Genomic DNA, 12,746 nt, shown 5'->3' on the forward strand with positions numbered 1-12,746 from the left:
GGTCTTCTTCCAGTATTCGTCGCCGCTTGGGGAAACCGAACAATTATTTTTCAGAACCTTGCGACATCGTCTCCTGCCACAGCGCGCGGGTCCGCTCGCTGGCGATCCCGGCAACGACGGCCTCAATCATCTTTGGACCGGCCCTCGAGGTCTTCAGTTGCGACAAGGCAGCAATCTGGAGCTCGGTCGAATCCATCGAGTTCAGTATGCGCAGCGCCAACCCTGCATCCGCGCAGGCATCCAGCTGAATCTGGGAGAGTGCGAAATTCTTCTGCACCGCCGGCAGGGTGTCGATGGCGTCCAAGACCTGTGGCCGCGCTGTGGAATCGGCCAAAAGGAAAGCGGTCCTGAAGATCTGGCCGCTATAGAGCCCTTCTCCCCAGCCGTGGTCCCTGATCATCCCCGCGACGGCATTGAGAACCTCCGGACTCGTGCGATCTTGCGTCATCATGCCCAGGATCCACGAGCCATCGTTGGGCTTGAGGAAGCCGCTCGCAAAGTCCGCTTTCAGCTTGGCGATTACATCTGCAGGGTGGGTCTTGCCTAGCTCGCCGAGAGCCGTGCGGTAGAAGGGGATCATCTCCTGCTGATGCAAGGCCTTGAGAGTGCCTTCGGGATCGGTCTCCAGCCCCGGGCGCAACACAGCCTTCAAGGTCACCTCATGCCACGCGGGCCGCGCGAGCGCGATCTTCTCCGGCAGAGTAAGGTCAACGGCTTTCACAAACCCGAGCCACGCGGTCAGCCGGAATTGAAGGTTCGAAATCTGATTCAGCAGCTTTGCGGCATCCGCGGGATTTCCTGCCGCCAGCTTGCGCGCCGCGATGGCGACAAGGTCATTGAGCCCATCCAGCTGCGGGAAATGCTCCAGCTCTTTGAAGAAGGCACGGGGGTCGTTCTCCGCGAGTTTTCTCAGGGCATCCAGGGCGTGGGCCGAATCTCCCCCGCGCAGCACTGAGTCAAGCCGAACACTGGCAGACTTCGCCGCTGCGCCATGCGCTGCGGCTGGATTCTCCCCCGGGAAAAATCCCACCGCGAAGCCCGTCGCGCCGAGGGCGATGATGCAGAGGGTGAACTTCATGGGCTGATCTCACGAACCCGCTCGAGAATGCGGTCGCGATAGGGCGAAGGTCCGATCTTGGTGGTGAAGTCCTGCGCGCTGGCCGGATCGAAGGCCATCCACTTGATCAGCAGGTCTTCCCCGGCGTTGTGCCCGTCGGCATCGTTGGAGATGGCGTGCGCGAAATCGATGGCGAGGCGGATGTTGCCGCCCTGCCCGAAGAGCGCGGAGGCGGCACTTTCCAACATGTGGTTGCGGCTGGCCTCCGGGAGCTCAGCTTTTTTGATGGAATCAAGCAGGACGCGCGCTCCGGCATCCCCCTGTGCGTAAGCCGCGATTCTTGCCATGTCGGCGGGGAGAGAATCACGGAAATCCGGCGGGACGCTGCTCCAATCAATGCTGGGGACGCCGGAACGGGAGATCATCTCCTCCATGCCTTGGTCGAAGCGGGCCGGTCCGATTCCGTCCCAAGACTTGCCTGTCGGATCGAAGTTGGCGAAGAGCGCGCGGGCTTTCGCCTCCTGTTCGATCAAGTCGGCGAGAAGACCCTCACCCGGAGCCGATCGCAGCTTCGCCAAACCTTTGTCGTCCAAAAATCGGGTGTAACCCAGCATGCAACCATTGGTCAAAGTCACCCGCCCGGCACGGCAAAGTTCAAGCAAACGGAGCGCACTCGCCGGATCCTGTTGAACTGCGTAAGCCACCGATTCCAGAGTTTTGGAGGGCCACGCGAATTTGCCCTGTTCGAGAAGATCGAGGAAGAGCCCCGGGGCGGCCCGGACCGGTAGCACCGTCATTTCACGCGCCAGAGCCACACGCGAGAATTCTTCCGACTCCGCCAGCAAGCGCAGGAAGACTTCGGGCTCGTTCTCAAGCCCCTTGGCACAGCGCTCCACAAGATCATCCCGCAGATTCCCGGGAAAGGTGGCGACGATCGCGTCGAAGGTCGCACCATCCCTCTTGGCGATAGCCGCGAGGAGCTTGTCCAGTTCGAGGAGTTCTTCGGGATTAGAGGGACCATCCCGCAGCGAGCCGATTCGTGCGCGGGCCCGCGCGAGATTGCCGCCCGAGATTTCGCAGAGCAACGAAGGCAGATTACCGCCGCGCGGCGGTGACACCGCAGCCTTGCTGGCTGCCACCGCAGACTCCGGCTTCACTGGCGAGGGCCGCAAGCCTCTACCGGTAGCAAAGCCCGCGATGGGAACGCAAACTGCGAGGGCAGTCCGGAGCATCGCTTGCTTCCCAGCCATAGGCGGACGATCCCAAATGCGGGCGGCGCTGGCAAGTGCGCCGGACTACTTCGGGAGCCCCATTCAGGGGTCGCTGGCTTTCATCAGCTCGCGGGTCCGCTCGCTGGCAATCCCGGCAAATACGGCAGCGACCATCCCGGGCTCGGCCCCCGACTGCTTCAGGCCCTTCAAAGCGCTAACCTGCAATTCGGTGGAGTCCATCGAGTTAAGAATCCGTAGCGCCAGGCTGGCATCCGGGCAGGAAGCCAAGGGAATCTGCGAGAGGACGGAGTTCTTCTGCACCGCGGACAGGGTATCGATGGCGTCGACCACCACCGCCTTGTCCGCGGGCCCAGCTTCATCAAATGCCGAGGTGAAGATCGGCCCGGCATAGAGCCCCTCCCCCCAACCATGATCCTTCAGGGTCTTGGCTGCGGCACCGAGCACCTCCGGGCTCTGGCTCTGGGTTGTCATCGTGGACAAGATCCACTGGCCGTCGCTAGGCTTCAGCAAGCCGCTCTTCATGTCGGCAGTCAGCTTGTCGAACACCAGGTCGGGCCGGGTCTTGCCGAAGTTGCCAAGGGCCGACCTGTAGGACCCGACCGTCTCACGCCGCCGCAGGAGTTCCAGGGTGCCATCGGGATCAGCCTTCATTGCGGGCCCCAACACCGCAATCAGGCCAATCTTTTCCCCTACAGGCTGGGCGAGACGGGCGATGTCGAGCTTCTCGAGCAAGGAGCGGCCTTCGAGTCCCTTGACATAGGCAATCCACGCCGCGTCCCGGAATCGGACATTGGGGATCTGGTTCAGGAGCTTCGCCGAATCCGCAGGGTCCCCGGCCGCCAGTTTCGATGCCGCCAAGCTCACCAGTTCTTCGATCCCGTCCAGCCTCGGGAAATGCCCCAGCTCCTTGAAGAAGGCGCGGGGATCTTCCTCTGCCAGCTTCCGCAGGGATTCTAGGGCGTGGGCGGAATCGCCGCTGCGCAAGACGGAGTCGAGCCTCGCGCTCTTCGCTTTGGACGGGCTGCCCGCGGGCTGCGCCGGACTCTCCCGCGTGAAGTATCCCGCCGCGAAACCGGCCACCCCGAGAGCGATAATGCCGAGGGTGAACTTCATGGGGATACCTCGCGGACCCGCGCGAGGATGCGGTCGCGATAGGGTGAGGGCTCGATCTTGGTGGTGAAGTCCTGCGCGCTCATCGGATCGAATGTCATCCACTTGATGAGCAGGTCTTCCCCGGTATTGCGCCCGTTCGCATCGGTGGAGATGGCGTGCGCGAAATCAATGGCGAGGCGGATATTTCCCTGCTGATCGAAGAGTGAGGAGGCGGCGATCTCCAGCATCGTATTGCGCCGGTCCTCCGGCAGATCCGAATTCTTGATCGAATCGAGAAGGGTCCGGGCGCCGGCATCACCCTGGTAATTGACTGCGGCTTGGACCATGTGGCCGGGAAGCACCTCCTGTAGATCTCCCGGCACGCCGCTCCAATCCACCTCGGGAACGCCGGAGCGCTGGATCAATCGGTTCATGCCATCGATCACGCGGCGTTGGCGGATCCCGTCCCACGACTTGTCTCCATCGGCATCGAAGTTGGCGAAGAGCTCGCGGGCCTTCGCCTCCTGATCGAGCAGCGAACCCAGAGGCCCCTCCCACGCTGCCGCCCGCAATTTCTCCAAGCCATCTTGATCCAGCCTCTCCATGATGCGAGCCAAGGTGGATTCCTTGAGGCTTTTCAGTTTCCCTGCCTGGCAAAGCTGGAGCAGCCGGAGCGCCCCGGCCGCATTCGGATAAAAATCACGCAGTCCCGATTCAGCTCCTTGGGAAGCCCACGGAAATTCTCCCTGTTCCAGCAGATCGAGAAACAGGCCGGACTCCTGCCTGATCACGAAGCTTGGGTCGCAGTGCCTCGTCACCAGGGCCGCGCGCGCAAACGTTTCCGAGTCCGCGAGCAGGCGCACGTAGTTTGCCGGCTCGTCCATGAGAGCGAGGATGCAGCAATCCGTTAGGTAGTCCTGCAGCTCTTCCGGAAAGGTGGCGATGAGCGCGTCGAAGCTCTTGCCATCCCGAATGGCGATCGCCGTAAGGAGTTGCGCCAACTCCCGGAGATCTTCGGTTTTCTCCGGGCCATCCCGCAGCTCGATGATCCGCGCACGGGCTCGCGCCAGATTGCCGGTCGAGATCTCGCAAAGCAGGGAGGAAAGGTCAGACTCGCGCGGAGCTGCCGCGGCCGCCTCGGCAACCGCCGCTTCAGGCTTGGACTTGGCGGAGGAAGACGGGACTCCGCGCCCGATCGCGAAGCCCGCGATGGGAACGCAAACTGCCAAGGCAGTCCTGAGCATCGCTTGCTTCCCAGCCATAGACGGACAATCCCAAATGCGGGCGGCGCGGGCAAGAGCGCCGGACTACTGCCGGATCACGTGCACGCCTTTCTTGCTGCCGGCCGCGAACTCCAGCTTGCCGTCGCCATCGAGATCCACGGCCAGCACCTGGCAGCCGACACCGGAGTCGGTGTCAATCACCTCGGGCACCCACTTCACGCCATCGCCATCCTTGCGGTTGTAGAAGACCACGGCGAGGGCCGGATCCTTCGAACCCGGATCATTGGCCATATGCGCCCAGAAGCGCTTGCCGGTGATGAAGTCGATGCGGCCATCTTTGTCAAAGTCCCCGGCATCCAGACCATGGAGCTGGCTGAACTGCAGCCCGTCCGGACCGGTCTTGGCGGGATCCTCGGGAAGGATCTCGTGCTTGGTGAAGCTCACCTTGCCGTCCTTCTTCTCGTTCTCATACCACGCGAGACCATAGCCGTGGCCATTGAGGCTGGTGACCATGTCGTTGTCCTTGTCGCCATCGACATCGAAAACCAGCATCTGCGCGCCGCCGGGGCCAGCGAAGTTTTCCTGGTGCCAGGTCCAGGCCTCACCGGCTTTCGCTGGCTGCTCAAACCAGCCCTGCTTCTCGACGATGTCCACCCGGCCGTCGCCGTTCAGATCGCCCGCGCCGAGGCCGTGAACGTAAGGGGAATCGCTGCGCTTGTCGGAGATCGCGACAAAGGTCCAAGGCTTGGTGGGCTCCGACCAGTCGGCCTTGTAGTAGCCGAACTTGCCGTCCTCCATGCAGACCATCTCGTTCTTCTTGTCGCCATCCAGATCCACCCAGATCGGGCTTTCGGTGGCGCCTTGTGCCATGACGCGGTGGGCGGTCCACTCCCCTTCCTTGCCGGGGTTCACATACAGGTCGATGCCGCGGCCGGGGTGGCGGGCCATCAGGATGTCGTTCTTGCCGTCGCCGGTGACATCCGTCACCCAAGCGAGGAAGGAATCCTCCATGTAAGCTTCAATGCTGGCGGGCGCACCGGGGCGGTATTGCTTCGCCTCCTTGAAGTCCGGCCCCTTGAACCAGAAGGCCCCGGCCACCAGGTCCTTCACGCCATCGCCATCGATGTCACCCGCGCCGAGGCCTTCGGAGAGGAAATCCTTGCTCACGACCTGCTTGGTCCACTTGGCCTTGGCCGGCGGGGATTGGGCAAGGGCATAGGCGAGGGCCAAAAGGCCGGCGGGAAGAAGCAAGGCGCTGGGTTTCATGAAACGAAAAGTGCGTGAGTGAAACGCGAGGATAGTCGGATAACTTTCGGGCCGGATACCTACTCTTTTCCATGGCGTCCGGCCCACGCGGCATTGGCGGCGTCAGGGTCCATCTCGCGCCAATCCTTGGCCACGTCCTCCTCTACCTTGCGGCGCTGCTCCGGGTCTTGGAGTGAACCGGCCCACTCGAAGGCCTCCTGCGGATAGCGCTTCTTGATCTGCTCAATCAGGCGCATGGCCGAATTGTCCCGGGGCTGCCCGGCGGGCATCTTGTCGATCCAGTCCGCCGCCTGCAGCGGATCAGCCTTCACCCAGACGGAGAGCATGAGTTGCTCCGCGGATTCCTTCGCGGGACTCTGGGCCAAGCTTTGCACCCATGCCTTCGCGGCACCCAGATCGACCTTGGCCAAGCTCTCGGCAATATCGCCAGCGGCGGGACCCATGGCCGAGCCACCACCGGGAAGGCCAGCCATCACTTGCACCGCCTTGCGCGGATCCTCCGCCGCGATGTTGCGGAGCATTACCCGCTGCACTTCCACCTCGCCGGGGCCATGGTAGGCGCCCGCCCAGGCAAGCGCCGCCGCTTTGTCCCGGCGGGCCCACATCTCCACCGCCAGGCCGAAGGACTCGGTATTCCCACCCGCACTGGCAAAACGCGCCGCCACCTTGAGGGCCTCCTGCGGATCCCCGGAGGCGATCTCCACCACCAGGTCCTGCCGCACCCGATCCATCGACTCTTGCGGGAACTTCTCCAAAAGGGCCACCGCAGCTTCGGGGTCCTTCTTGCGCAGGACCTCGACCGATCCCTCCAGCGCCTTTCTCAAATTGTTGCCTTCCAGCTTCTCGAGCTCCGATATCAGCTTCGCGGGATCCTTCTTCGCCAGATTTCCGAAGGCCATCTGGAAGAGGTCGTCTTTGTTCTTCATGTCCTCGGACGCCAGCAGGAAGTCGATTCCGCCCTCCGGGTTCAATTGGGTAAAGCGGAACAGGGTCGAGAGGATGCCAGCCTCCAGGATGTCGTCATTCTTCACCCAATTGTGCACGTCGGAGTCCGGCTGGTGAAATTCCTCAAGCAGCTTCCGCAGCTCTCCCGCGAGTTCCGCGGCTGAGGGCTCGTCCAAGCTGGCGCAGGCCTGGAACATGCTGAGCATCCCCTCCATATTGCTGCCCCAGCCCTCGTGCGCCGTCTTGAGAAACCATTCGCGCGCCTGGCCTTTCGCAAAGGGTGTGCCCAGCACCGGACTGTTTGACTTCTTCTGGTTGCCCTCGCGTGTGGTTTTCGCCGCCACCCCGCCATCCGATCCGCCGTCTGTGGTGCTTCCGCCACCCGCCCTCTCACCGGAGGATCCATCGGCAGAACCGAGGCCACCCAAGCGCGGATGGAAGGTCCCCGCCACGTAGCTGCCGACGGCCAAGGCAATCACGGTCGGGATTTTCCATCGGGAGGGACTGGCAGGCATGCCCTGACACACTCCCAGCAAGGGACTTGCACTTCAAGCCCGAAGCAGGCACCCGCTGGCCGAACAAATCCTTGAAATCCGGCCGCCATGGCTCTCGTTAGACAGCAGCCATGATCCGCGGAATTCTCGCTCTCGCCCTGATTGCTCCTGTCTTCGCCAAGGAAGTCCCACCCCTGCCGGCGGAACTCTCCGCCTACGTGCTCGACCCGGCCCCGGAGCCGCAGGGCCTGCAGCTCAAGAAAGGCGACCGCGTGGCGATCTGCGGCGATTCGATCACCGAGCAGAAGAAGTACTCGGTGCTGATGGAGACCTACCTCACCGCCTGCCTGCCGGAGCTTGAGATCACCTGCCGTCAGTATGGCTGGAGCGGGGAGCAGGCCGGCGGCTTCCTGGGTCGCTTGCAGAGCGACGTCCTGCGCTTCCAGCCGACCTACGCGACGAGCTGCTACGGCATGAACGATTTCCGCTACGTGCCCTACAACGACGACATCGCCGCGGAGTATCGCAAGAACGAGACCGCGATGGTGCAAGCCTTCAAGAAGGCGGGTGCGCGGGTTCTGTTAGGCTCGCCGGGAATCATCGATTCGGTGCCGGCCTGGGTAAAGTCGGCCTCGGGCACCCAGTTGGATCTCAATCTCTCGCTTTCGAAGTTCCGCAACATCGGCATCCAGGTCGCCACGGCGGAACAAGTGGGCTTTGCGGATCTCTATCGCCCCATGCTGCTGGCCGACAATCAGGCGGAGAAGTCGCTCGGCCCTGACTTCAAGGTCGCGGGCAAGGACGGCGTGCATCCCAATTGGGCCGGCCAGGTGGTCATGGCCTATGGCTTCCTCAAGGGCATGGGACTCGATGGCGATCTGGGCACGATCAGCTACGATCCGGCAGGCAACAAGGCCGCGGCGACGGCCGGACATGAGGTGGTCTCTTGTGCCGATGGCAAGATCACTCTCAAGAGCAGCAAGCTTCCTTTCTCCCCAGGTCCCGGCGACGTGAAGAACGACGACTCAATCCGCGCGGGCATGGCGCTGGTGCCCTTCGATGAGGAGCTGAACCGCTTCGTGCTGAAGATCGAGGCACCCACCGCAGCGAACTACGAGGTGAGCTGGGGCGATACCACCAAGGCTTACACCGCCGAGCAGTTGAAGGCAGGAGTGAACCTGGCCAAGGACTTCGAGACGAATCCGCTGGTGCCGGCCTTCAAGAAGATCTGGGACGCGGTCGAAGCGAAGCAGGGCTACGAGACCCGCCAGATCAAGACCCTGGTCCACGGACCGGAAGGTGCGGCGGATCTGGATGGCACCTTCGCGGTGACCGAGAAAGCACGGGCTAAGCTGGCGAAGAATCTGGCGGACGCGAGGCAGCCCGCAGAGCACGTAATCGTGGTGACGGCGAAGTAGCTCCTAACAGGTGCACCCAGAGAATAGCGGTGAAACCGCCTTCGGACTGCTGTGATGATTCACAGCTTTCGAATGCACATGGAGGCGCGGCGTGGAATCGGGTCGAGGCGGCCCTAAGGCCGTCTTGTTCCCGGCAGGGGCGAGCGTGGCCTCGGATCGTGGACTTTCCGTTAGGACGCGAGGCGGCGACGGAATTGCTTCCTCTCACAGGGGCAGCGAGCCTCAGCCTTCACTCGAAAGCTGCGAATCATCGCAGCAGTCCGAGGGCGGCTGCGCCGCGGTTACGGGGAGCATCGGAGATGACAAGACGCCCGGGGTGCCAAGGCTCACACCTCCACTTTCTTGCCCGGAGCCAGGTCCTTTTCCTTCTCTTTCCCGGCGCTCTGGAAGCGGTCGATCAGGCAGGCGATGCCACCCCAGAGGATGAAGAGGGCCATCACACCATAGAAGGCGTAAAGCAAGCGGACTTTGTCCGCGGCGAAGCCGTAGTTGTGCAGGCCGATGCCAAGGAAGTTCACGTGCCACCAGGAGAAGGCGACCACGATGGCTCCGAACATCGAGCAGAGGTGCAGGCCCCACTCGCGGATGTAGCCACCGAGGCGGGCATGCAGGATGGCAAGGGTCCAGAGCACAATCATCAGAGCGCCGTTTTCCTTCGGGTCCCAGCCCCAGAAACGGCCCCAGGAATCATTCGCCCAGATGCCGCCGAGGACCGTGCCGATCAAGGATAGGCAGAGGGTCAGGCCAAGGCAGCCATAGACCGCGCGGGTGACCGAGCGACGTTGGGCGGAATCGCCATTGTCCAAGCCGAGGGTGCGGAGCAAAACATAAACCACCGAAATCAATGCGGTGATCAAGCCGGCAGCGTAGCCCAAGGTGATCGAGATCACGTGAGTGGAGAGCCAGAAATTCGACCGCAGCACAGCGATCAACGGATCCAGGTGGTCCTTGGCTTCACCCTGCTCGAAGGCCCGTGCCAGCACGATCAGGAAGGCCGCCACAATCGGGGTGATACCGAGCACAAAGCGCTTCTTGGTCATCCACAGCACCAGCAGCGCGAAGATCACCAAGGCCATGTTGATGAAGATGATGGTGTCGTAGAGATTCCCCACTGGTGGTCGCTGCATGATGATGCAGCGGGTCACAATCGGAATGATCACATTGAACAAGCCAGTCACCAGGAGACCGACCGTGGCCCAATAGGAAATCTTCCCGGCAAAGGAATCGCCGGTGAAGAGCATCACTGCGGAAACGACCGTCGCCAAAAGGAAGCAGACCAGCGCATTGATCAGCCAGTTCTTCCGGAAGTAGTTAGCCTCCATCTTGATCGCTCGATACTCGCCGCGCGCGGTCGCCCGGGCGACAACGCTCGACTCCAGCTCGGAGAATTTCTCACGGAAGGCGCCATCGCCTTCCGGCAGGCTCCGCGCCAGGTTCTCCAGCATGCGGACATCCTTGATCGACTGTTCCGGCTCGCGGGTGGTGCCAGTGAAAATGTTGAACATCCGGTCGCCGGCACTGACCCAGGTATCGTCCTCCTTGTTCCCGGGCGGGAAGAGCTTCAGCACCGGATTCGACTCGTTGGCCCGGTCCGTGATCTCCTTCTGGATGGTCATCACTTCCGGCGGCAAGCCTTGGCCGCTGGCTTGGGCGGACTGCATCGCCGCCCGGACTTTCGGGGCGATATCCATCACCTCGCTCACCGAAATGATCTTGCTGTCCTTGCTCTCCGAGCGTGGCAGCAACCCGTAGCGGGCGAAATCCATGTAAGCGGTGAGGGCCTCGAAAACCTGGATGCTGGAATAGAGTTCCAGCGTCTGCTTTTCCACCCCCTTACGCAGATCGGCGTCGATCGCCGAGTAGGTTGTCGCGGCCTCCTTGAGCTGATCGAGACCCGGTTTCAGCTCGTTGTAGCTGTAGCGGTCGCGGCGCTCGCGGGCGGAGATGCCCACCGCCGTGATCACTTCAGAATTGTCGATGCGGAAGGTCGGCAACTCCTTGGCCAGTTCCGGGCGGAAGAAGCAGTCGAGCATCCACTCCAGCGGGGTGAGCTTCAACTTTTTGCCATCCGGCCCGGCGATCTCCATGCTTCGCGCACCATGCAAGCTGAGCATGGTGAAGCTGGCGAAGGTCCCCAGCGGTTTCACTCGCCCGCCGTCTTGGACTGGCAGCAGAGAGGCCATCTCCACGGTCTCCGCCGGCCACGGCTTGTAACCCGGCACGCTGCGTACCTCGCCGCCCGTCCGGGTACCCAACGCGGCCCAAAGCAAGACGCCTAAAAAGGCGCACAAGCCCAAGCTGAAAACGATCCAGCGTCCGATGGTAGCGTTCATGTCAGGATGCTTTGGAAGCGGAAGCACCCTTGCCACGGGCAAGGAAGTTCCAGAGTTTCAAGAGGAAATGGAGACAGAGGCCGAAGCCGGCAATGTAGATCGAGATCTTAGGCCACTGATCGGACGGATTCTTCACAACTTCAAATCCTGAAACCGTGGCCGAGCCACCTTGTGAGGGTCCGCCGTTCATCATCGTGTGCTGATACAGCGTCATGCCGCCGTAGCGCATCGGCTGGTTCATTTCGATGAAGACCTTCGATTCGCGGCCGTCCTCGATGCGCATGATGTCGCTTTCGAAGAACTGCGGCTTGGTGGTGTTCGGATAGTTCTTCGTCCGGGCGTCGAGCAGGCGGACCTTGAAGGGCACCGGCCAGACCTGCTTTTCCATCCGGACCGCGAAATCGCGGCCGTCCGCATGCACAGTGAAGGGCAGGCGCGGCTTGAAGGTATCGGGCTCAGGCACCGAAAGCAGGAACCAGTCACCTTGCTTGCCATCGCGGCTCAGCACGCGGGCGTAGAGACCAGGAGTGTCGCGTTCGGTGTCCTTGTTCTTTCCGCCCGGAGTCAGGAACCAGCCATCGACGATCTGCTCCGGATGCTCCGGGGCCATCTTGTCGACCGACATCGGCTTGGCATTCTGGATGTAGCCTTTCAGCTCCAGATCGAAGGGCAGCTTGGGCAGACGGATCGTGCGGCTCTTGTCGCCATCGAGATCGGTGTAATAGGCGTCCTTGATGAAATTGACGGCGCCGACCGGCTTGGCATCCTTGACCTCGATGACCTCCACCGAGGTGTCGGTGAGGGACTGAGCGTAGTCGGAAGTCGTGGGCAGGATCGGGTTCTCCACCTCGCTGAGCATCATCAGGCCGCGCTCTTCCTTGAAGTGGGCCACGCCGCCGGCGACGATCATCAGGATGATGCCGAAGTGGGCGATCAATACACCGATGGTGCGGACGCCCTTGCGCATGCGGATCACGCCGCCAAGCGTGAGATTCAGCACCAGCAGGGCACAGACCCAGAAGCCGCCGGGCAGCGGGGGCAGCCTCTTGTCTTCACCGGCGAATTTGTCGGAAAGGAGGACCGCATCCGGGAAGACGACCCAAGAGCGGTGGTCGAAATACTTCTGGAGGGTGGCGTGGAGCCCATGGTGACCCTGCTCGAGCGTGGCGAGCCAGGTCAGGACCATCAGGATCAGCAAAAGGGCAGTCGCGAGCCCGAATCCCGAGAGCACATCAAAAATGCGCGCGGGAATCGACTTCGGGGCAGAGGAACTCATCAGGGCAGCAGGTTACGGGTCAGAGGCCGGGACTTATTCACTGACCACGCTCGGCAAGCGCCGCCACGAAGGCCTTCAGTTTCTCCTTCTCACCCGTCACCTCCGCGGCCGGGCCGGTCATCTTGACCGTAAAAATACGACCGTTCTTCTCGGCGATGATGCCGTAGAGGCCTTGGCCGGAGCGAGGAGCCTGGCCCATGCCGGCCGCGTAATTGCCTTCCGTCTCCACCCACAGACCGGGAATGCCGAGGACCGTGCCCTGTTCCAGCTTGGCAATCGCGGCTTCGCTCAGCGGCTCCTTGCCGAACTGGCGCAACCAGCGGTTCACGTTGTCGGCCATGCCGCCGGAGGAAATGCCGACCGCGACCTCGCCACCGGTGCCGAACTTGTAGCTCAGCAGGCGGAACTGG

General features: G+C 62.3%; 10 protein-coding genes. 1 reads left to right on the forward strand and 9 read right to left on the reverse strand.

Going from position 1 to position 12,746, the window contains the following annotated elements; all coding sequences use genetic code 11:
• Nucleotides 1–43 precede the first annotated feature (43 nt).
• From BV071_RS07885 to BV071_RS07910, 6 genes are all read right to left on the reverse strand, one after another.
• Nucleotides 44–1,078 (reverse strand): hypothetical protein, encoded by a 1,035-nt coding sequence (locus BV071_RS07885; RefSeq protein ID WP_035604590.1) that lies wholly within the window; start codon nt 1,076–1,078, stop codon nt 44–46.
• Nucleotides 1,075–2,289, reverse strand: coding sequence for a hypothetical protein (locus tag BV071_RS07890; protein ID WP_265594199.1), 1,215 nt, complete (start codon nt 2,287–2,289; stop codon nt 1,075–1,077). Before BV071_RS07890 ends, BV071_RS07885 begins: the two co-directional genes overlap by 4 nt.
• Before the next feature lie 81 nt (nt 2,290–2,370).
• Nucleotides 2,371–3,402 (reverse strand): hypothetical protein, encoded by a 1,032-nt coding sequence (locus BV071_RS07895; protein WP_035604601.1) that lies wholly within the window; start codon nt 3,400–3,402, stop codon nt 2,371–2,373.
• Entirely contained in the window at nt 3,399–4,643 is a 1,245-nt protein-coding gene (locus BV071_RS07900) for a hypothetical protein (protein ID WP_035604606.1), read from the reverse strand. Before BV071_RS07900 ends, BV071_RS07895 begins: the two co-directional genes overlap by 4 nt.
• A 45-nt stretch (nt 4,644–4,688) precedes the next feature.
• Nucleotides 4,689–5,870 carry a VCBS repeat-containing protein gene (locus BV071_RS07905; protein ID WP_052573036.1) on the reverse strand — a complete coding sequence of 394 codons (1,182 nt, stop codon included), beginning with the start codon at nt 5,868–5,870 and terminating at the stop codon, nt 4,689–4,691.
• A 59-nt stretch (nt 5,871–5,929) separates the two neighbouring features.
• The gene (locus BV071_RS07910) at nt 5,930–7,330 is read right to left on the reverse strand and encodes a hypothetical protein (protein WP_265594200.1); all 1,401 of its coding nucleotides are present in this window, start codon (nt 7,328–7,330) and stop codon (nt 5,930–5,932) included.
• Nucleotides 7,331–7,440: 110 nt separating this feature from the next.
• On the opposite strand from BV071_RS07910, the gene BV071_RS07915 reads away from it, so the two are divergent.
• Nucleotides 7,441–8,727: an SGNH/GDSL hydrolase family protein gene (locus BV071_RS07915; protein WP_052573037.1), complete on the forward strand. Its 1,287-nt coding sequence runs from the start codon at nt 7,441–7,443 to the stop codon at nt 8,725–8,727.
• 326 nt (nt 8,728–9,053) lie between these two features.
• Here BV071_RS07915 and ccsA read toward each other — a convergent pair whose 3' ends face one another.
• From ccsA to BV071_RS07930, 3 genes are all read right to left on the reverse strand, one after another.
• Complete coding sequence (gene ccsA / locus BV071_RS07920; protein ID WP_035604610.1) at nt 9,054–11,060, reverse strand: cytochrome c biogenesis protein CcsA; 2,007 nt, start codon at nt 11,058–11,060, stop codon at nt 9,054–9,056.
• A 1-nt stretch (nt 11,061) separates the two neighbouring features.
• Entirely contained in the window at nt 11,062–12,336 is a 1,275-nt protein-coding gene (locus BV071_RS07925) for a cytochrome c biogenesis protein ResB (protein WP_081885864.1), read from the reverse strand.
• A 37-nt stretch (nt 12,337–12,373) separates the two neighbouring features.
• A partial coding sequence (locus tag BV071_RS07930; protein WP_035604615.1) for a hypothetical protein occupies nt 12,374–12,746 on the reverse strand: 373 nt, incomplete at its 5' end.

Origin of the sequence: Haloferula sp. BvORR071, from assembly GCF_000739615.1 — a bacterium.
Classification (GTDB): Bacteria; Verrucomicrobiota; Verrucomicrobiia; order Verrucomicrobiales; family Akkermansiaceae; genus Haloferula.